This is a genomic window from Streptomyces avicenniae (genome assembly GCF_000719135.1).
Taxonomy (GTDB): Bacteria; Actinomycetota; Actinomycetes; order Streptomycetales; family Streptomycetaceae; genus Streptomyces; species Streptomyces avicenniae.
In genome coordinates this window covers 230,908-249,405 of sequence record NZ_JOEK01000007.1, presented here as the reverse complement: position 1 = coordinate 249,405, position 18,498 = coordinate 230,908, and the positions used below count along the sequence as shown (strand labels likewise).

General features: G+C 74.2%; 21 protein-coding genes. 11 read left to right on the top strand and 10 right to left on the bottom strand.

Annotated elements, in window-relative coordinates:
• Window positions 1–35: 35 nt before the first annotated feature.
• Window positions 36–875: an NAD(P)H-binding protein gene (locus IF27_RS13695; RefSeq protein ID WP_052849798.1), complete on the bottom strand. Its 840-nt coding sequence runs from the start codon at window positions 873–875 to the stop codon at window positions 36–38.
• Between the two features lie 127 nt (window positions 876–1,002).
• Between IF27_RS13695 and IF27_RS13690 the strand changes: the two genes are divergently transcribed.
• Both IF27_RS13690 and IF27_RS13685 read left to right on the top strand, forming a co-directional pair.
• A complete protein-coding gene (locus IF27_RS13690) occupies window positions 1,003–1,545 on the top strand; it encodes a DUF1707 SHOCT-like domain-containing protein (RefSeq protein ID WP_052849797.1) in 543 nt (180 codons plus the stop codon).
• A gap of 32 nt (window positions 1,546–1,577) precedes the next feature.
• The gene (locus IF27_RS13685; protein ID WP_110945850.1) at window positions 1,578–2,783 is read left to right on the top strand and encodes a M20 family metallopeptidase; all 1,206 of its coding nucleotides are present in this window, start codon (window positions 1,578–1,580) and stop codon (window positions 2,781–2,783) included.
• 25 nt (window positions 2,784–2,808) lie between these two features.
• On the opposite strand, the gene IF27_RS13680 is transcribed toward IF27_RS13685, so the two are convergent.
• The gene (locus IF27_RS13680; protein WP_052849796.1) at window positions 2,809–3,783 is read right to left on the bottom strand and encodes a helix-turn-helix transcriptional regulator; all 975 of its coding nucleotides are present in this window, start codon (window positions 3,781–3,783) and stop codon (window positions 2,809–2,811) included.
• A 144-nt stretch (window positions 3,784–3,927) separates the two neighbouring features.
• Here IF27_RS13680 and IF27_RS13675 point away from each other — a divergent pair, with 144 nt between their 5' ends.
• Window positions 3,928–4,323: a RidA family protein gene (locus tag IF27_RS13675; RefSeq protein WP_052849795.1), complete on the top strand. Its 396-nt coding sequence runs from the start codon at window positions 3,928–3,930 to the stop codon at window positions 4,321–4,323.
• A 76-nt stretch (window positions 4,324–4,399) separates the two neighbouring features.
• Here IF27_RS13675 and IF27_RS30270 read toward each other — a convergent pair whose 3' ends face one another.
• The 3 genes from IF27_RS30270 to IF27_RS13665 form a co-directional block, all read right to left on the bottom strand.
• Window positions 4,400–4,597 carry a DUF397 domain-containing protein gene (locus tag IF27_RS30270; protein ID WP_110945849.1) on the bottom strand — a complete coding sequence of 66 codons (198 nt, stop codon included), beginning with the start codon at window positions 4,595–4,597 and terminating at the stop codon, window positions 4,400–4,402.
• Window positions 4,598–4,735: 138 nt separating this feature from the next.
• The gene (locus IF27_RS13670; protein WP_052849794.1) at window positions 4,736–4,939 is read right to left on the bottom strand and encodes a DUF397 domain-containing protein; all 204 of its coding nucleotides are present in this window, start codon (window positions 4,937–4,939) and stop codon (window positions 4,736–4,738) included.
• The gene (locus IF27_RS13665) at window positions 4,936–5,769 is read right to left on the bottom strand and encodes a helix-turn-helix domain-containing protein (protein WP_110945848.1); all 834 of its coding nucleotides are present in this window, start codon (window positions 5,767–5,769) and stop codon (window positions 4,936–4,938) included. Before IF27_RS13665 ends, IF27_RS13670 begins: the two co-directional genes overlap by 4 nt.
• 285 nt (window positions 5,770–6,054) lie before the next feature.
• Here IF27_RS13665 and IF27_RS13660 point away from each other — a divergent pair, with 285 nt between their 5' ends.
• Genes IF27_RS13660 through IF27_RS13650 form a run of 5 tightly spaced genes read left to right on the top strand, consistent with a single transcriptional unit; the run spans window position 6,055 to window position 7,345 of the window.
• Window positions 6,055–6,267, top strand: coding sequence for an ATP-binding protein (locus tag IF27_RS13660; protein ID WP_052849793.1), 213 nt, complete (start codon window positions 6,055–6,057; stop codon window positions 6,265–6,267).
• Window positions 6,264–6,392 carry a hypothetical protein gene (locus tag IF27_RS31820; protein WP_263053840.1) on the top strand — a complete coding sequence of 43 codons (129 nt, stop codon included), beginning with the start codon at window positions 6,264–6,266 and terminating at the stop codon, window positions 6,390–6,392. The genes IF27_RS13660 and IF27_RS31820 overlap by 4 nt, the downstream gene beginning before the upstream one ends.
• Window positions 6,389–6,598 carry a hypothetical protein gene (locus IF27_RS13655; protein WP_052849792.1) on the top strand — a complete coding sequence of 70 codons (210 nt, stop codon included), beginning with the start codon at window positions 6,389–6,391 and terminating at the stop codon, window positions 6,596–6,598. Before IF27_RS31820 ends, IF27_RS13655 begins: the two co-directional genes overlap by 4 nt.
• Before the next feature lie 53 nt (window positions 6,599–6,651).
• Window positions 6,652–6,867, top strand: a complete 216-nt coding sequence (locus IF27_RS31055) for a hypothetical protein (protein ID WP_190232937.1) — start codon at window positions 6,652–6,654, stop codon at window positions 6,865–6,867.
• A gap of 16 nt (window positions 6,868–6,883) precedes the next feature.
• On the top strand, window positions 6,884–7,345 hold the full coding sequence (locus IF27_RS13650; RefSeq protein ID WP_052849851.1) for a PaaI family thioesterase: 462 nt from the start codon (window positions 6,884–6,886) through the stop codon (window positions 7,343–7,345).
• On the opposite strand, the gene IF27_RS13645 is transcribed toward IF27_RS13650, so the two are convergent.
• Together IF27_RS13645 and IF27_RS31050 are read right to left on the bottom strand one after the other, a co-directional pair.
• Complete coding sequence (locus tag IF27_RS13645) at window positions 7,305–9,071, bottom strand: M48 family metalloprotease (RefSeq protein ID WP_052849791.1); 1,767 nt, start codon at window positions 9,069–9,071, stop codon at window positions 7,305–7,307. The two genes, IF27_RS13650 and IF27_RS13645, sit on opposite strands and share 41 nt — an antisense overlap.
• Window positions 9,072–9,079: 8 nt before the next feature.
• Entirely contained in the window at window positions 9,080–9,529 is a 450-nt protein-coding gene (locus IF27_RS31050; RefSeq protein ID WP_052849790.1) for a hypothetical protein, read from the bottom strand.
• 91 nt (window positions 9,530–9,620) lie between these two features.
• On the opposite strand from IF27_RS31050, the gene IF27_RS13635 reads away from it, so the two are divergent.
• Both IF27_RS13635 and IF27_RS13630 read left to right on the top strand, forming a co-directional pair.
• On the top strand, window positions 9,621–10,457 hold the full coding sequence (locus tag IF27_RS13635) for an alpha/beta hydrolase family protein (protein ID WP_190232936.1): 837 nt from the start codon (window positions 9,621–9,623) through the stop codon (window positions 10,455–10,457).
• Entirely contained in the window at window positions 10,454–14,536 is a 4,083-nt protein-coding gene (locus IF27_RS13630; RefSeq protein WP_190232935.1) for a caspase family protein, read from the top strand. The genes IF27_RS13635 and IF27_RS13630 overlap by 4 nt, the downstream gene beginning before the upstream one ends.
• A 13-nt stretch (window positions 14,537–14,549) precedes the next feature.
• Here IF27_RS13630 and IF27_RS13625 read toward each other — a convergent pair whose 3' ends face one another.
• The 3 genes from IF27_RS13625 to IF27_RS13615 form a co-directional block, all read right to left on the bottom strand.
• The gene (locus IF27_RS13625) at window positions 14,550–15,767 is read right to left on the bottom strand and encodes a C40 family peptidase (protein ID WP_052849788.1); all 1,218 of its coding nucleotides are present in this window, start codon (window positions 15,765–15,767) and stop codon (window positions 14,550–14,552) included.
• A gap of 173 nt (window positions 15,768–15,940) precedes the next feature.
• Complete coding sequence (locus IF27_RS13620) at window positions 15,941–16,555, bottom strand: TetR/AcrR family transcriptional regulator (RefSeq protein WP_052849787.1); 615 nt, start codon at window positions 16,553–16,555, stop codon at window positions 15,941–15,943.
• Window positions 16,556–16,590: 35 nt separating this feature from the next.
• Window positions 16,591–17,172 (bottom strand): sugar O-acetyltransferase, encoded by a 582-nt coding sequence (locus IF27_RS13615; RefSeq protein ID WP_052849849.1) that lies wholly within the window; start codon window positions 17,170–17,172, stop codon window positions 16,591–16,593.
• A 76-nt stretch (window positions 17,173–17,248) separates the two neighbouring features.
• Here IF27_RS13615 and IF27_RS13610 point away from each other — a divergent pair, with 76 nt between their 5' ends.
• A complete protein-coding gene (locus IF27_RS13610) occupies window positions 17,249–18,466 on the top strand; it encodes an MFS transporter (protein WP_052849786.1) in 1,218 nt (405 codons plus the stop codon).
• The last annotated feature ends 32 nt before the right edge of the window (window positions 18,467–18,498 follow it).

Here is an 18,498-nt window from a genome sequence, read left to right as displayed (position 1 = left end):
CCGCGAGCGTATCAACGGCCCCGCGCGCCGGGCCTTCAGCGGAAGTCGGCCACGTGGTCGGCGGCCCACTGCGCGAACGTCCTGGCCGGGACGCCCGTGACGTCCCGCACGGTCGTCGTGATCTCCGGCGGCGTCCCGACCGACGCGCCGAGCGCGTCCAGCATCTCCTCGACGACCTGCGGCGGCATGTGCGCGTACAGCGCGGCGGCCTCGCGCCCGGAAAGCTCCGTGAAGCGCAGCGGGCGGCCGAGCGCCGCCCCGATGGTGAGGACCTGCTCGGCCGTCGTGACCGCCTCGGGGCCGGTGAGGCGGTGGGCACGGCCGTGGTGCCCGTCGTCCAGCAGCGCGCGGACGGCGACGGCGGCGATGTCCCGCTCGTGGACGGGCGCCTGCGCCGCGTCGCCGTGCGGGGCGCGGACCTCGTCCCCGGCGCGGATCTGCCCCGCGTACGCGAGGGTGTTGACGGCGAACATGTTCGGCCGCAGCATCGTCCACTCCACCCCGGCCGCCCGCACCGTCCGCTCGGCCGCGACGTGCCAGGTCGCGATCACGCCCCGGTCGTCCGCCTCGTCGTCGGTGACCGCGCCCGAGGAGAGCATCACGACGCGCGTCACGCCCGCTCGGACCGCCGCCGTCACGACCTCCTCGGTCGCGTCGCCGACCCCGGCGAGGTTGAGGAAGAGCGCGTCGGCCCCGGCGAACGCCGCCTTCAGCCCGGCGGGCCCGGAGAAGTCCGCCGGGGCGGCCTCCACCCCGGCGGGCAGCGTCGCGCGCGCCGGGTCGCGGGTCAGGCCGCGCACGGCGTGGCCCTCTGCCGCGAGCTGCGCCGCCAGCGCGTGCCCCACGTGTCCCGTCGCACCGGTGATGACGATCATCGAATCTCCCGATCCTTGCGCCGCTCGGGACCCGGACGGGCCCCGCGCCCCAGGCTGCGACCTCAACAGCGGTGGAAGTCAAACCCGGACGGGCGACGCCTCGCGGGGGCGCGGCTAGGGTGGACGCGTGACCACCCCGCAGGACCAGCCCACGCGACGGATCGGGGACGCCGACCGCGACGCCGCCGTCCGGCGCCTCCAGGACGCGTACGCCGAAGGGCTCCTCACCCACGAGGAGATGGACGAACGCGTCGGGCTGGCCCTCGCCGCAGCGACGCGCGGCGAGCTGGCGTCGGCCCTGGACGCCCTCCCCGACGAGGTGCCCGAGGCACCGTCCACCATCGCCGCGTACGGCGGGCGGATCGAACGGCGCGGCGCGTGGCGCGTGCCCCGGCACGTGAAGGTCGAGTCCGCGTTCGGACGCGTCCGCCTGGACCTGTCCCGCGCCGTCATCGAGCACCCGGTGGTGCACATCGAGCTGCACCTCGGCACCGGCAGGGCGAAGATCACCGTCCCGCGCGACGCGGTCGTGGACGTCGAAGGCCTGAACACCGGCTGGAAGGACTCCCGTTACACGCCCCGGGCGCGCCCAGGCCCCGCCGGTCCGACGATCCGGATCACCGGCACGATGGGCTTCGGCCGCCTCAAGATCCGCCACGCGCGCCGCTGACGCCCGGCCAGGCAAGGCAGGACACCCGACCCGTGGGCCACCCCCGGCACCCCGACCCCGCGCGCGTCCTGGCCTGGGCGACCGAGGACCACGACAGCGTCCTGCGGCTCACCCAGACCCTCGTCCGTATCCCCAGCCGCGGGGGCATCGACCCGTACGCGCCCGTCATCGAGGCCCTCACCGGCTGGATGAACACCCACGGCCTGACGCCCGCCGTGCTGCGCGACGCCACCGGCGCGCCGGTCGCCGTCACCGCCGACGTCCCCTGCGGGCGCCCCGGGCCGCGCCTCGTCCTCGACGCCTGCCTCGACACCGCGCCCTTCGGCGACGAGGCCGCCTGGACGCACCCGCCCACGTCCGGCCTGATCGAGGACGGCTGGCTGTGGGGCCGTGGCAGCTCCGACTCCAAGGCCGCCGTCGCCGTCTTCTGCCACCTCGCCGCCCGCCTCGCCACCCACGCCGACCAGCTGCGCGGCACCCTCACCCTGCTGTTCGACCTGGACGAGCACACCGGCGGATTCGGCGGCGCCACACGCTACTTCGAGGGCCAGGGCGCCCCCCGCGACGTCGCCGGGGTCATGATCGGCTACCCCGGCGCCGACGCCCTCGTCATCGGCGGCCGAGGCGTCCACCGCTCACGCCTCCGCGTGCACGGCGTCTCCTCCCACTCCGGCGGCAGACGGACCACCCCGGGCGCCATCGACAAGGCCGCCCACCTCGTCCGCGAACTCGGCGCCGCCGAACTCCCCGGCCCCTCGGCCGATTTCCCGCTGCCCGGGAAGCTGACCTTCACGGCCGTCACCGGCGGCGAGGGCTACTCCGTCACCCCCGACCTGTGCACGCTCCACATCGACATCCGCACCACCCCCACGTTCGACGGCACCGCCGCGGCCGAACTGCTCGCCGCCACCACCGCCCGCGTGGACCGCAGTTGGCCCGGCACCCCGCCCACCCACGTCCACACGCACACCCGCTGGCCCGCCTACGCCCTGCCCCCCGACGCGCCCCTGCGCCACGCCCTGCTCGACGCCGCCCGCCTCCACCGGCGGCACCTGGCGCCGAAGATCGCCGGACCGTCCAACATCGGCAACTACCTCGCCGGTCTCGGCATCCCCGCCACGGCCGGATTCGGCGTGGACCACCTCGGCCTGCACGCCACCGACGAACGCTTCCGCACCGACAGCGTCCCCACCGTGCAGGCCGTCCACCACACCGCCCTGCTCACGCTGCTGCGCTGAACCGTGCGGACCGGCCGCGCGCCGGTCAGGCCGGGTCCGCGTAGCGGGCGGCGAGGGCGGCGGCGCGCTCGCGCAGCGCGACGCGCAGCGACTGCGGGGCCAGCGCCTCCCCGTCCGTCCCGAGCTGCCACAGCGCCCAGGTGGCGTGGCGCCGGTCCTGGAACGTCACGTCGAGCCGCAGCCAGCCGTCGGCCTCCGGCTCCTCCGCGCGGACGGCCAGCGCGGTGTTCAGCAGCTCCTCCCGCCGCGTCGGGTTCAGCCGCAGCAGCACGGTCATGTGGTCGCCGCCCGCGAAGAACCGCGCCGAGCGTTCCCGCCAGATCCGGTCCAGGTCCACCTGGTCGGGGCGCTGGGCCGGTTCGGGAAGCTCCTCGGCAGCCAGGACGCGCGACAGCCGGTAGGTGCGGTCCTCGCCGGAGCGCGTGGCCAACAGATAGGCCCGGTCGCGCACGGTGACCAGACCGATCGGGTCCACCGTGCGCCAGCGCGGCGGCTGGCCCGTGGCGGCGTAGTGGAGGCGCAGCTTGTGCCCGGCGAGCACCGCGCGCCGCACCTCGACCATGGTGGAGCCGGGCACCTCCTCGGTCACCGTCCTGCGGGAGAGGAGATCGGTCTCCGGGTCGATGAGGAAGCGCTGAGCGGCGTCGCTCGCGGAGGTCTGGTGGCTGGCCGGAAGCGCGTCCACCACCTTCCGCATGGCGGAGGCGAGGGCGGAGCCGAGGCCGAACACCAGCTCGCCGCGGCCCGAGCCCGCGGTGAGCAGGGCAAGGGCCTCGTCGTGATTCAGCCCGGTCAGCTCGGTCCTGAAGCCGGGCAGCAACGCGAAGCCGCCGTGTCGGCCGCGTTCCGCGTAGACGGGGATGCCCGCCGCGGACAGCGCGTCGATGTCCCGCAGCACGGTGCGGGTGGACACCTCAAGCTCGCGGGCCAGCGTCTCCGCGGTCAGCCGACCGCGCTGGCGCAGCAGGAGCACCAGCGAGACCAGGCGGTCGGCGCGCATACGAGAACCCTAGCCGGAGCCCGATCGGAATACGTGACGATGGGTGTCGTGATTCATTGGGAGGCTCGTCACCGACGTCGAGGCCGGTGTTCGCCGAGCTGAGGGCGTCCGTATGTCCGATGAATCCGATGGAGTGATGTGGCGATGGAACGAACGGCGATCAACCCGGTGGCGTGGTCGGCTGAGTTGGGCTTCAACCAGGGTGAGGTCGTCTCCGGGCACACGCGGACCCTCTTCGTCTCGGGGCAGACCGCGATGGACGCCGAGGGCAAGCCACGGCACGAGGGCGACATGGCGGGGCAGCTGGCGCTGAGCCTCGACAACCTGGAGGCCGTGCTCGACCAGGCGGGGATGTCGCTGGCGAACCTGGTCCGGCTCAACGTCTACACGACCGACGTGGACGTGCTCTTCCAGCACTACGGCGTGCTGGCGGGGCGCCTCGGCGCCGCGCGGGTGGCGCCGACCACCACGATGCTCGGCGTGACGCGCCTGGCGATCCCGGGGCAGCTGGTCGAGCTGGAGGGCACCGCGGTCGCGTGACGCGGCCCCGTCACTCCGCGGGGGTGAGCGGGAAGCCCTGCCACCGCGTTCGCCGGGGGCGGGGCTTGTCCGCTGTTCAGCGCTTGAGGTGGTTGGTGAACGTCGTCCAGGCGTGTGTGCGGATGACGATCACGGGGCCTGGGTTCTTGCTGTCGCGTACGGGGACGGCGCCGGGGATGCCTTCCGTGACCTCGACGCAATCGCCATTGGCCTGACTCCGGCGTGGAGCGCGCCAAGTGAGCTGGTTGGGGAGGTGATTGTCAGGGGTGTTCATGCCCGCCCTCCGTCCCTGCCCGTGTCGGCATGCACCGGGCTGTCTTGATTGTCGGGCGTTCCGGGCAGCGTGCACAAGAAAGCAGCCCCACCCGCCGCGTTCGGCGTCGGTGGGGCTGCTTCGGAGTGACTGTCGCGCTCAGTGCTTGAGGTGGTCCGTGAACGTCGTCCAGGCGTGTGCGGGAACGATGATCACGGGACCGGGGTTCTTGCTGTCCCGCACGGGGACGAGGCCGGGGATGTTGTCCGCGACCTCGACGCAGGCCCCGTTGGCCTGACTCCGGCGCGGAGCGCGCCAAGCGGCGCGAGCGAGGTCGGCGTCCCCAGCCTCTTGCGTCTTCATAGTTCCTTCTTCACGCTCCGGATCATCGCCTGCGTCTGCGTGACACTGACGGCGCTGCCTCTGAGGTTATCGAACAGCAGCGTGTACCGCTGCGCCTCATCCGGGTACGGATCGTTGTTCGCCTCGACGTACACCACGTCGCTGTCTTCCATGTCCGGGAACCGCAGGACGATGAACGGCCCTGCCAGTGTCCCAGGATGCGCGCCCGCCGAGAAGGGAATGACCTGGAGCAGCACGTTCGGCAGCGAGGACAACTCCAGCAGCCGGTCGAGCTGTTCGCGCATCACCTCGGCCCCACCGACGCGCCTGCGCAGCGCGGACTCGTCGAGAACGGCTCGCATCATCAGCGGACTCGGACCGTCGAGTACGTCCTGCCGCTGCATCCGCACGTCCAGCCGCGTCTCCAGAGCCTCTTCGGAGAGACCGGGATCCGTCGCCCGGTTGATCTCTTCGGCGTACCGGCTGGTCTGGAACAGGCCGGGGATGACGGTCTCGAAGGTCAGCATCGACTCGGCTGCCGCCTCAAGGCCGATGTACGTGGAGTACGGGATGTCGCTGTAGAGCTGCCACCAGCCCTTCTTCCGCGCCTCGCGCGTCAGCTTCGCCAACTTGTCGCGCTGCTCCGGGTCGTGCACGCCGTACAGGTCGAGGAGCCGCGTCACGTCGGAGGGCACCGGGGCGGTCCGGCCCGCCTCGATGCGGGACAGCTTCGAGGGTGACCAGCTGAGGGCCCGCGATGCCTCGCCTCCCTTGAGGTCGGCGGCCTCCCGCAGCCGCCTCAGTTCGAGGCCGAGTCGGCGCCGCCGCACTACCGGGCTTGCAGTCGTCATGGTGCCAGTCTCCCATCCCCTGGCGCACTCCCGTGTGAATGCGCAATTGCATGCTGACGCTACATTGCATTCCGTGGCCGTATCGCTGCATGCTGGTCAACGAAGCAACCGCCCGCAAGTGACGGGGGGTTGCTTCGGCGCCGCCCGTACGTGTCGGCGCGCCACGGAGCCCAGGAGGTGCGATGACGGTCCTCACGCGGTCTGAGCAGGCCAAACAGCGGTTCGTGTGGGACTTACTGGCCGATGCGCCACTGTCGTTTGTCGGTACTGCCGGACGGTGGGCGGGTGACCGTGCGGGTGGAGGACCGCTCGCCGTTCCTGCCGGTCGTCGTGGAACCGGCCTGGGACTCGGTATCCGGCCGTGGCCTGTGGATGCTGCGCACCATGTGCCGGGACTTCGGCTGCGAGCCCGAGGCAGGCGGCAAGGCCGTGTGGTTCGTCCTGGACCTCGACCTCGGCCTCGACACCGGGGACGCGGACGGCGGGGCGGCGGGGTGACGACCGTGCTGCGCTGCGCCGGGACCGTGCTGGGAGCCGCCGCCCTGGTGGCCGCAGGCGTCCTGCTGGGTCTCGTCGTCCTGTTCCTCTACCTGGTACGCGTGTTGGGCGAGGACGAACGGTGAGCCCCGGCAGGTTGGTCCGCCAAGCGCTGACCGCCGGACTGCTCGGCGCCCTGGCAGGCGCGCTGTGCGCGGCGTACCGCCGCCGCACGGCGACCGCGCCACGGCACGGCAGCGCGCGGCGGACGGCCCGTGCGTCCGAGCCCGTCATCGCACACCCCGGCGAGATCGACCTCGCCTTCCGCATCTTCGCCACCCCCGACGACTGACCACCCCCTAACCGAAATCCCGGCGCCCAGGCCCGAGAAGAGACAATCCCCCCGTGTCCCGCGAACCCGACTTACGCGCCCCTGGCCCCCACGGCGCCCCCGTGCCCGACACCCCATCGGCGCCCCAGACCTGGCCCGGCCGCCCCACCGCCCTCGCGCTGCTGATAGCCCTCGCACTCGCCGTCGTCCTGCGCGCCCTGTGGCATCTGCCCGACCTCACGCCCGCCCCGGCCCCGCCCGCCGCCACCGAGCAGCGCACCGCGCCCTGACGAGTACGGTGTGACGGTGGAGAACGCGCCCGACCTCGCCCTCGCGCGGAAGGTGCTGGCGGCCCAGCCGTTCAGCGCCCTCCTCGGCACCCGCCTGACCGCCTTCGGCGACGGCGAGGCCACGCTCGAACTCGCCGTCCGCGACGACCTGCGCCAGCAGGACGGCCACCTGCACGGCGGCGTCCTCGCCTACGCGGCGGACAACGCCCTGACGTTCGCCGCAGGCACCGTCGCCGGGGCCCGGCTGCTCACCGCCGGGTTCACCATCGACTACCTCCGCCCCGCCAGGGGCACGCTGCTGCGCGCCCACGCCCGCGTCGTCCGCGCCGGGCGCTCCCGCGTGGTCTGCCGCTGCGACCTGTCGGCCGTGGACGACGCCGGTGAGGAGACGCTGTGCGCCGTCGCGCAGGGCACGATCGCCGTCCCCGAGCCGCCGGTCACGGCGGCTCGGGGACGAGTCCCGCCACCAGGAACGTGAGGCGCAGCGACATCAGGTCGGTCCCGGCCCTGGTGTAGTGGAGGTCGGCCTCCACGACGGCCCGCGCGTCGTCCGGCCCCCGGCCGTCCGCGCACAGCAGGGCGCCGCCGTCCTCGGCCGACGTCAACGCGTCCTCGATCAGGCCCTGTTCGCGCTCGGTGGGCAGCGGGCGCAGCGCGCGGCCGTCGCGGACGACGGCGCGGATCTCCGCGCAGTGGTCCGCCAGCAGCTCCGCCTCGTCGCCCTCGGGCGGCAGGGAGGTGAAGGTGAGCGCGGGGGCGATGCCGAGCGCCGCGTCCAGGCGGTCGAGCACGTCACGGCCGCCCGCCCGCTCCCACTCCGCGACCTCCGCCGGGGCGGGCGGGGGCGGGGGTTCGTGCCTGAACTCGGCTGGCAGGCTTTCGCGGTTGGCCATCGCGTCGGGCAGGCCCGTGCCGTCGAACGGCGACAGCGCCGCGTCCGCCGCGACGAGCAGGCAGAACGCCGCCACCAGGACGCCAAGCCGCCTGACGGGCCGCGTCCGCCCCCCGGCGCGCGCGCCCGCGCCGTCGAGCGAGACGGGCCTCGGCCGTTTGCGGGGCATCGACACCCCCGCCGCCGCGATCAGCGCGACCACGGCCGCGTAGAAGAGGAGACGGGCGGCCCGGCCCTCCGTCAGGTCCACGGTGAACAGCACGGTGAACAAGGCGCCGACGTACAGGGCCGATTGGAGGCCGGTGGCGCCGTGGTCCATCCGTCCCCTGCGCGTCAGGAAGGTGTGCCGCTCCTCCCAGCTCGGGTGCGCGCGCCACAGCCCGGCGAACCAGCGGCCCGCCGCCCGTGCCCAGCCCTCGCGGCGTGCCTCCGCCTCGGCCTCGGCCGCCGTCCTCCAGACGGCGCCTTCGGCGCCTGCGAGGTGCACGGCGTCGAAGTCCGCGACGAGTTCCCTGTGCCGCAGCACCTCGGCGCGGCTGAGGTAGCCCAGGAGCGCGGCGGCCAGGCCGGGCGCCAGCGTCCCGGCGGCGGGCGCCTGCTCCTGGGCGGGGAGCCAGGGCGAGAGCAGCAGGAAAGGCACCAGGACGGCCGCGCAGTACACGCGCCACAGCGCGACCGTGAAGTAGGTGATGCCGATGTCCCCGTTGCGGACGTGCGCCAACTCGTGCAGGACGACGGCCTCGAACGCCTTCTGACGCCTCGCGCGGCAGGACAGCAGGCCCGCGCCCAGGCAGACCGTCGGCCGCCTCGGATGCCCGAAGACGACCGCCCCGGCGGCGTGTTGACGCGGGTCCACGACGAACACGGGCGCGCGTCGGCCGAGTTCCGACCGGCTTACCAGCCGTTCCAGGTGCACCGTGAGCGGCAGCCACGTGGGGCGCCCGCCGTCGAACCGTTCCGCCGGGCGCAGACGTCGCCCCCGCCACACCGGGATGGCGAGGCACAGCAGCAGCGCGGCGACGACCACGCCGCCGGTGAACGCGAGCGCCATGCCGGAGGCCCACGCCTCCTCGCCCACACGGCAGTCGGTGAACGCGCCGCTGACGGCGAGCCTGTTCCCCACCTCCTCGGCCGGGAGCCCCAGGTCCACCCCCGCCCGGTCCGCGCACCGGCGGAACGACGCCTCCGAGGTGAACGCCCGCACGGCGCTCCGCGCGGTCTCCAGCACGGCCGCCACCAGCACGACGAGCGTCACCACGTACCGCCGCACCGTGCCCCGGTCCGCAAGGGCGCGGACGTCGTTCGCCCCCACCGTCGCGCCTACTCGCCGCCGTCCCTGGCCAGCCGCGACACCACCGCGTCGGCCAAGGCCTCGGCCTCCTTCGGCCCGATCCCGGCCGCCGCTCCGCGCTCCACGACCAGCTGGTGCACCACGACCAACTGCTCGCGCGTGAGCGCCGGAACCTCCGCGGCCTCCTCCGGCAGCCCGCGCCGCCCGAACCGGGACCGCAGCCGTCCGAGGACGCTGTCGGCCGCCGCCCCCACGCCCCGGTTGACGACCTCGTCCACCACCAGCCACACCACCGGCACGACGACGGCCGTCGCCTCGGCGATCCCGAACCCGAGCGTGTCCCCGCGCCGCGCACGGCCGCGCAACGCCCTGCCGACCTCCTCGTCGTCCAGGACGAGCAGCGTGTCGAGCAGGGCGAGTTCACCCGGCGCCCTGGCCGCCACCACGTCGCGGACGACATGACGCACCGTCGATCCCATGGCACCACAGCGTAGACGGCCGGGCGAAGTCCGCGCTCCGGCAGGACCGTTCACTCCGTAGAATGGCCGGTCCTCGGACGGGGGTGGGGATGTGGCCCGGGTGGTGGGCGTGCACGGGATCGGCAAGCAGGTGCTGGGGGAGGAGACGCTGAGGTCCGCGTGGGCCCCTGCCCTGGCGGACGGGCTGCGGCGGGCCGGGGCCGGTCAACAGGCCGACCTCGCAATGGCGTTCTACGGCGATCTGTTCCGCCCGGCCGGGCAACTGCTCGCGGTGGGCGACCCACGCGTGACGGCGGCCGACGTCGAACCCGGATTCGAGGAGGAGTTGCTGGCCGCGTGGTGGGCCGAGGCGGCGCGGAGCGACCCGGGCGTCGTGCCGCCGGGCGCCGACACCCTTGTCCCGACGCCGCGTTCGGTGCAGGCGGCGCTCCGGGCGCTGTCCGGCTCGCGGTTCTTCGCCGGGCTCGCGCTGCGGGCGATGGTGCTCGACCTGAAACAGGTGCGCCGCTACCTGACGGACCCCGCGCTGCGCGAGGCCGCGCGACAGCGGGTGCTGGACGCGCTCGGCGACGACACGCGCGTCGTCGTCGCGCACTCGCTGGGATCGGTGGTGGCGTACGAGGCGCTGTGCGCGCGGCCGGGGCACGGCGTGCGGGCGTTCGTCACCCTCGGCTCGCCCCTCGGCGTCCCGCACCTCATCCGCGACCGGCTCCTGCCGCCAGGCGGCGTCTGGCCAGGGGGAGACGGCCTCGTGTGGACGAACCTCGCCGACGAGGGCGACGTCGTGGCGCTCGTGAAGGACCTGCGGCCCGCCTTCGGGCAACGGCTGCGGCAGGGCATCGTGCGCAACGGGGCGCACGCGCACGACGCGTCCTCCTACCTCACGGACCGGCTGTGCGGCGCGGCGGTCGCGGCGGGCCTGTCGTGACCGGGCCCGGCAGGTACCTCATCGCGACGGCCGTGTCCCAGTACCAGAAGAACCCGGCGTGGGACCGGCCTGGGCTGGTCGCGGCGCGCGAGCGGACCATCGACGTCTTCACCGGCACCCTCGGCTACCGGCACGAGACCGCCCTCGGCCTCAACCCCACGCGCGACCAACTCTGCCGCCAGCTGCGGGATTTCTGCCGCTCCGACCAGCGGCGCGAGGACGACCTCGTGGCCGTCTACCTGTCCGGGCACGGCGACGTCCTGGACGACGGCGGCGACCACGTCCTGTACCTCGCCGACACCGACCCGGCCGACCTCGCCTACACCTCCCTGCGCACCGCCAACCTGGCCGCCGTCATCCTGCGGGACACGCCCGTGCGGCGGCTCCTGCTGATGGTGGACACCTGCTACTCGGGGCAGGGCGGCAACGAACTGGCCGTCGCCGCGCTGGAACGCATCACGCCACAGTGGCGGACGGCGGACGGCGCCGGGCTCGTCATCGTCTCCTCCGCGCAGCCCCACCAACAGGCGGACGCCGGGCTGTTCCCGCGCCTGCTCGGCGAGGCGGTCGGCAGCCTGTCCACCGCCGGGCACGGCCCGGACACCCTGTCCGCGACGGCCGTCGTGCAGCACATGAACAAGCCCGCACCCGATCGCCCCGGGTACCAGCAGACCACCCTGACGCAGATCGGACTCACGGGCGAGCCGCCCCCGTTCTTCCGCAACCCGCGCCGCGACCGGCGGCTCACGGGCGTGGACCTCGCCATCCAGGAGGCCGCCGGTTTCGGCGAGGAGGCGCGGCGCCGCGACACCGAGCTGACGACGCGCCTGCTGGTGCGGGCCATGGGGTATCCCAGCGGCGCGGCGCGGAGCTGGTGGTTCGCCGGGCGGCGGCAGGCACTCGCCGACCTGAGCCGCTGGCTCGCCGCGCCCGCCGGGGGGCCGGTGCGCGTGGTCACCGCAGGGCCCGGCTCCGGCAAGACCGCCGTCCTCGGGCTGATGGCCGCGCTGAGCCACCCCGAACGGCGCCGCAGCGTGCCGCTCGACAGCTTCGCGCTGGCCGCCGACCAACTCCCCGGGGCAGGCAGCGTCGATGTCGCCGTGTACGCGCAGAACCTCACGGACGACGACGTGTTGCGCGCCCTGTCGGCCGCCGCGAACGTACGGGCCGGGACGGTCGGGGAACTCCTCGAAGCGCTCGCCGGACGCACGCGCCCGTTCACCGCGCTGATCGACGCACTGGACGAGGCCGCCACCCCCGACACGCTGTGCGCCCGCATCCTGCGGCCCCTGATCACCCACGCGGACGGCCGTGTCCGCCTGCTGCTCGGCACGCGCCCCTACCTCCTCGACGGTCTCGGAATCCCGCCCGCCGAGCGTGAGTTCGGCCGCCAGGTCATCGACCTTGACCACTATCTCTACGCCGACCCCGCGGCGCTCCGGCTGTACGCCGCCCGCAACCTCCTCGAAGCGCACGCCACTTCGCCCTACCGCCGCGACCCCGACGCGCTGCGCCTCGTCGCCGACGCCGTCGCCGAGGCGGCGGGCAATTCGTTCCTCGTCGCCCGCATCACCGCCGGAACCCTCGCGGCGGCCGACCACGTGGCCCGTGACCCGGCTGACCCGGCGTGGCGGGCCGGTCTGCCGAAACTGCCGGGCGACGCCATGCGCCAGGACCTCGCCCGCCTCGGCGAGCACACCCGCCGCGCCGTCGATCTGCTGCGGCCCCTCGCGTACGCCGAGGGCCAGGGCCTGCCCTGGGAGGACATCTGGGCCCCGCTCGCCTCGGCGCTCTCGGGCCGCGCCTACACCGACGACGACCTGATGTGGCTGCGCGCCTCCGCCGGGGCCTACGTCGTCGAGGCGACGGAGAACGGCCGCTCCGCGTACCGCCTCTACCACCAGGCCCTCGCCGAACACCTCCGCGAGGGCACCGAGGAGCGGGCCGTCCACGAGGCGTTCACCGACGTGCTGACCAGCCGCGTCCCGTACCACGCCGACCTGACGCGCGACTGGTCGCGCGCCCACCCGTACACCCTTGACCACCTGGCCACGCACGCCGTGCGCGCCGACCGCCTCGACGCGCTCGTCACCGACACGGAATACCTCGTCCACGCGACCCCGCGCCGCCTCGCCCCGCACCTGCGCGCGACGCGGAGCGACGAGGCGCGCCTCGCGGCGGCGGTCTACCGCACGTCGGTGCACCTGCACGAGTCCGCCACCCCACCGGAGCGCCGCCAGAGCCTCGCCTTCGACGCGGCCCGCGCGGGCGCGCACGCCCTGCACCTAGACCTGACGGACCGCATCCCGCCGGGGGAGTGGGCCACGGTGTGGGCCACCGGCGGCGCCTTCACCCCGGCGCTACGCCACACGTTCACCGGCCATGTGGGCGACGTCTCGGTGACGTGCGGGGTGATGGACGGCCGCCCGGTGGCGGTCACCGCCGACTGGCGTGGGTTGGTGAAGGTGTGGGACCTCGCGGAGGGGCAGCAGGTCGCCGAGCTGCTGACCACCGATCGGCGCTGGACGCCCGAGGTGGCGCTCAGCGCGCTGGACGGCCGCCCGGTGGTGGTGACGCTGAGCGGTGGCGCACAGATAGAGGTGTGGGACCTCGCGACGAAGCGGCTGATCAGGGAGATCGACACAGCCTTTGACAACGGGATGCTGGCGTTGGAATGCACTGTGATGGAAGGACGCCCGGTAGCTGTCATTGGCGGGTGGAACGGGAAGGTCCAGGTGTGGGACTTGTCGGAGGGGCGGCAGGTCGGTGAGGCGTTCTACGGCGGCCTCGGGGGGCCGATGGGGTTCGCCTGCACGACGCTTGGCGGCCTTCCTGTGGTGGTGACCAATGGCACGGACGCCGTGGTCCGAGTGTGGGATCTCGTGTCAGGACGGCAGATCGGCGGGTGGTTCCGTGGACTGCGTCACGAGCGAGGAGTGTTGGCCGCCGGGGTGGTTGACGGGCGTCCTGTGGAAGTCGTCAACGATGACGACGGGAAGCTCCGGCTGTGGGATCTGTCCGGGGAGAGCTGGATCGGCGAGCCACTGGCGGCCCACGACGGCGGGACACACCGCCTCGCCTGCTCTGAGGTGGAGGGGCGATTCCTGCTGATCACCGGCGACTACGGGATGGCTCGGGCGTGGGATCTGACCGAGGAGCGACGGCTCGGTCAACCGCTGGCCGCTCACGCCGCGGGCGTGAACGCCGTCGCCTGCGCCGAGGTGGAGGGCCGTGCCGTGGCGGTCAGCGGCGACACGGTCGGGGTGATGCGGGTGTGGGATCTGGCGGAGGGGCGGCAGACGGGCAGGGCGCTGACCGACCGGGGCTACACGATCTACGCGGTTGCTTGCGGAGCGGTGGAGGGGCGCCCGATGGCGGTCGTCAGCGATTGGGGCGGCCTGGTGCGCGTGTGGGACATGCGGAAGGGGCGGTGGATCGGTGAACCGCTCCAGGTCTCCCCGACCGAGGTGCCCTTGGTCGCCTGCGGGGAGGCGGTGGGCCGCCCGGCGGTGCTGATCGCCGCTGCAAACGGGATCCTTTATGTCCGGGATCTCGCGCGGGGGATGCTGATCACCGAGTTCGCGCACGGCCACGAACACGGGCTGTCCTCACTGACCTGCGGGGTCATGAACGGCCGCCCGGTGGCGGTGACGGGGAGCGTTGACGGTTCCGTGCAGGTGTGGGATCTGGACGAGGGGCGGCCGGTCGGTCAACTGTCGGAGGCCGACGGCGTGGCGGCCACCGCGCTGGCCTGCGGGACGGTGGAGGGACGTCCGGTGGTGATCGCGGGATTCGGGGACGGGACGGTCCTGGTGTGGGACGCGGCGCGGTCGCGGCTGGTGGGCGAACCACTTCACGCCCACGACGGCGCCGTGACCGCCATCGTCTGCACTGTCCTCGACGGCCGCCCTGTCGCCGTCACGGCGGGTGGCGACGACGCGATCCGCGTCTGGGACCTGCGGACAGGGGAAGACAGCCTGGTCGCCTACCTGTCCGCCCCCGCCCACCTCGCCGTCACGGCCGACAACCGCCTCGTGGTCACCACGGGCCCCGACATCGCCGTCCTCACCCGGCGGTAGGCCGGGCGCCGCCTCAGCCCGGGCGGCGGGCGCTGTGGAAGGGCATGTAGTCGATCGACTCGTAGCGCACGTACGCGCCCGGCTTCGGCGCGTGGATCATCATCCCGTCGCCGATGTACAGGCCGACGTGGCTGATGTCCGCGTAGAAGAACACCAGGTCGCCGGGCCGCAGTTGGTCGCGCGGGACGGACGTGCCCGCGTTCACCTGGTCCCACGTCACGCGCGGCAGCTCCACGCCCGCCGCGCGCCACGCGGCCTGCGTCAGCCCCGAGCAGTCCCAGCTGTTCGGGCCCGTGCCGCCCATCACGTACGGCTTGCCGAGCTGCGTCTCGGCGAACGCGATGGCCTGCTCGGCCCGGCTCGACGTGTCGCTGTCGCTCCCGCCGTCGTCCGTGGCGGGCGGCGGGGTGTCGGCCGGTGCGTCCGCCTGCTCCTGCTCCGCCGCCTCCCGCGCGGCGGCCTCGCGCGCCGCCTCCTCACGCTCCGCCGCCTCGGCGGCGGCAGCGGCGGCCTGACGCTCCGCCTCCTCGCGCTCCAGCCGCTCCAACTCGGCGAGCTGCGCCTCCTCCTCGGCCGACAGCTCGTTCAGCAGCGCCTGCGCCTCCGCGAGGCGGCCCTGCACCTCCTCCTTCCGCGCCTGCGCGTCCACCTGCGACGCCTCAAGCCCGGCCAGCGCGTCCGCCGCCTCCGCCCGCCGGTCCTCGGCGGCGCGCTGCTCGGACGTGAAGTCGGTGAGTGCCTGCTGCTGCACCTCGCCGAGGCGGTTGAGCGTGTGGCGGTTGCTGAAGAAGCTCTGCGGGTCGTCGGAGAGCAGCAGGTGCGCCGTGTCGGAGAGCCCGGTGCCGTAGCGGTACTGGGCGGCGGCGTACGCGCCCAGGGTGCGGCGCGCCTCGTTCACGCGGTCCGTGGCGTCCGCAGCCTCGCCCAGCAGGTCGTCCACGGACCGTTCCTGACGCTCCACGGCCTCCTGCGCCTCGTTGTAGCGCTGCGTGGCCGCGCCCGCGTCGCGGTACAGGGCGTCCACCTGCTCGCGGACCTCCAGGGCCCGGCCGCGCGCGTCGTCCGCCCGGTCGCGCTGCTCCTCGACGGAGGGCGGGTCCGCGTCGTCGGCCGAGGCGGGCTGGGACAGCAGCGACGCGGAGGCGAGCGCGGCGGCGCCGACGCCGATCGCGCCACGGCGCGCCGCGGGGGAGTCGAGCACTCCGGTGCGCGGCTTGCGATGGGTACCCACGGCCGTGGCCTCCTAGCGTTCCGTGGCTCCCGGTCCGCGCGGGGCGGGTGGGGCGGGAGCGGCGGGCCTTCTGGCGCTGCACGCTAGCCACCCGGGGCCCGTCTTGTGAAGGCCGATGTGCGATATGACCGAAACCGATTTGTGATCTGCGCCGCGTCCGCGCCCCGGGGCGGTCAACCGGCGCGCGCCGCCCCGGCGGTCGCGGTCGCGGTCGTGGTCGCGGTCGCGTCGGCGGCCCGCCCGGCCGCGCCGCCGACGATGCGGGCGACGGCGTCGGCCGTCAGCGCGCGGTCGTGCGGCTCGGTGTCGAGCGCGCGGTGGATCGACATGCCCTCGATGAGCGCGTCGAGCTGGCGGGCCGTGGCCGCGTCGAAGTGCCGCTCCAGGATGCGGCGGCTGCGGTTCATCCAGGTGTGCGTCAGCTCGCGGTAGGCGGGTTCGCGGGCGGCCAGGGTGTACAGCTCGTGCGTCAGGACCAGTTCGCGCTGGTCGCCGGAGGAGAGGTGGTGGATGAGGCCGGTGACGGCCTCGGCCGCCTCCTCACAGGTCGCCGCCGCGCCGAGCCGTTCCTCGAAGACGGCGACGACCGTGCCGGAGAAGCAGGTGAACGCCTCCCGCAGCAGCGCGTCCATGCTGCGGAAGTGGTACGTCATCGAGCCGAGGGGGACGCCCGCGCGCGCCGCGATCTTGCGGTGCGACACCCCGGCGACGCCCTCCTCGGCGACGAGGTCGAGGGCGGCGCCGATGATGCGCTCCCGCCGTTCGGGATCGACATGGCCGGTCGCCACCTGGTGCCTCCTGGACTGGTCAGGGCGTCGGAACCTCAGAGCGTACGGATGACGCGCGCCGGGTTGCCGACCGCGACGACACCGGCCGGGACGTCCTTCGTGACGACCGACCCGGCGCCGATGACGCTGTCGTCGCCGATCGTCACGCCCGGCAGGACGATCACGCCGCCGCCGAGCCACACATTGTCGCCGATGGTGATGGGCAGCGCGGCCTCCAGCTTGTCGCGGCGCGGCTGCGGCTCGACCGGATGGGTGGGCGTGAGCAGTTGGACGTTGGGCCCGATCTGGCAGTCGCGGCCGATGGTGATGGCGGCGACGTCGAGGGCGGTCAGGTTGTAGTTGACGAACGTGTCCTCGCCGACGCTGAGGTGCGCGCCGTAGTCCACGTACAGCGGGGGCCTGATGTGCGCGCCCGGCGCGAGGTGCCCGAGGAGTTCGGCGAGGAGGGGACGGGCGGCGTCCGGGTCCGCCACGTACGCGGCCTGGTAGGCGGCGGCGAGGCGGATCGCGCGGCGCTGCTCCCGCTCGATCGCGGGGTCGTCGGCGATGTACAGGTCTCCGGCGAGCATCCGCTCGTGCTGGGTGCGGGGGTCTCCGGCGAAGTGGTCAGTGGTCACGCGTACGATCGTACACTTGAGGCGTACGAACGTACGCTCGTCGCACGGAACCGCACAGCGAGGCCCGCACACCGCCATGGACGTCCGCACCGCCACGATCCGCCGCCACCGCGCCGCGATCTGCCTGTACATGCTGGTCACCGGCATGAGCTTCGCCTCCTGGGTGGCCCGCACCCCGGCCGTCCGGGACGCCCTGGACGTCTCCACCGGCACCATGGGCCTCGTCCTCTTCGGGCTCTCCACCGGCTCGATGACGGGCGTCCTCGCGTCCGGCGGCGTCGTGCGCCGCCACGGAGGCCGGGCCGCCATCGGCGTCGGCGCCGCGCTGATGACGGCGGGCGTCGCCGCCGTCGCGGGCACCGCCGCCGCATCGCTGACGCCCGGGGTCTTCGTCGGCCTCGCGCTCTTCGGCGCAGGGGTCGGCCTGTCGGAGATCGCCGTCAACATCGAGGGCGCCGCCGTCGAACGGGCCCTCGCGCGGCCCGTCCTGCCCGTGCTGCACGGCTGCTTCAGCCTCGGCACGGTCGTCGGCGCGCTGCTCGGCATGGTGATGACGGCCGTCCCCGTCCCGGTCGGCCCGCACCTGCTGGCCGTCGCCGTGCTCACCGCCGCCGCGTCCGTCTGGGCCGTCCGCGCGATCCCGCCCGGCACGGGCGCCACCGAGGCGCCCGTCGAGGGCGCGCGGGGCCTGGGCGAGCGGCTGCGCGTGTGGCGGGACGGGCGGCTCGTCCTCATCGCGTTCGTCGTCCTCGCCATGGCCTTCGCCGAAGGCGCGGCCGGGGACTGGCTGCCGCTGCTGATGGTGGACGGACACGGCACGGGCGCGACCGCGGGCTCGCTCACCTACCTCGCGTTCGCCGTCGCCATGACCGCCGGGCGCTTCGCGGGCGGGCCGCTGCTGACGCGCTTCGGGCGCGTCCGCGTCGTGCGGGCCAGCGCGCTGGTCGCGGCGGCCGGGGTGGCGGTCGTCGTGCTCGCGCCGAGCCCGGCCGTCGCCGGGGCGGCGGTGGTGCTGTGGGGCCTCGGCGCCGCGCTCGGCTTCCCGGTCACGATCTCGGCGGCGGGCGAGCACCCGCGCGACGCGGCGGCGCGCGTCGGGGCCGTGGCGACGGCGGGCTACTGCGCGTTCCTCGTCGGCCCGCCGTCCCTCGGCTTCCTCGCCGACCACGTCGGGCTGCGCGCGGCCATGACCGTCGTGCTCGTCCTGCTGGCGGGCGCCTCCCTCGTCACCGGCGCGCTGCGCCCCGCGCGCCCCGAGGCGGCGCCGGACGCGGCGGGTGCGGTGCGGGACTAGCCTGGGCAGCCGATCGACAGGCGGAAGGGGGC

Bases quoted from the DNA above. Each gene is read 5' to 3' on its own strand.
- IF27_RS13695 (WP_052849798.1), bottom strand. From the start codon at position 875: ATGATCGTCATCACCGGTGCGACGGGACACGTGGGGCACGCGCTGGCG.
- IF27_RS13680 (WP_052849796.1), bottom strand. From the start codon at position 3,783: ATGCGCGCCGACCGCCTGGTCTCGCTGGTGCTCCTGCTGCGCCAGCGC.
- IF27_RS13675 (WP_052849795.1), top strand. From the start codon at position 3,928: ATGGAACGAACGGCGATCAACCCGGTGGCGTGGTCGGCTGAGTTGGGC.
- IF27_RS30270 (WP_110945849.1), bottom strand. From the start codon at position 4,597: ATGAACACCCCTGACAATCACCTCCCCAACCAGCTCACTTGGCGCGCT.
- IF27_RS13670 (WP_052849794.1), bottom strand. From the start codon at position 4,939: ATGAAGACGCAAGAGGCTGGGGACGCCGACCTCGCTCGCGCCGCTTGG.
- IF27_RS13665 (WP_110945848.1), bottom strand. From the start codon at position 5,769: ATGACGACTGCAAGCCCGGTAGTGCGGCGGCGCCGACTCGGCCTCGAA.
- IF27_RS31050 (WP_052849790.1), bottom strand. From the start codon at position 9,529: ATGGGATCGACGGTGCGTCATGTCGTCCGCGACGTGGTGGCGGCCAGG.
- IF27_RS13610 (WP_052849786.1), top strand. From the start codon at position 17,249: ATGGACGTCCGCACCGCCACGATCCGCCGCCACCGCGCCGCGATCTGC.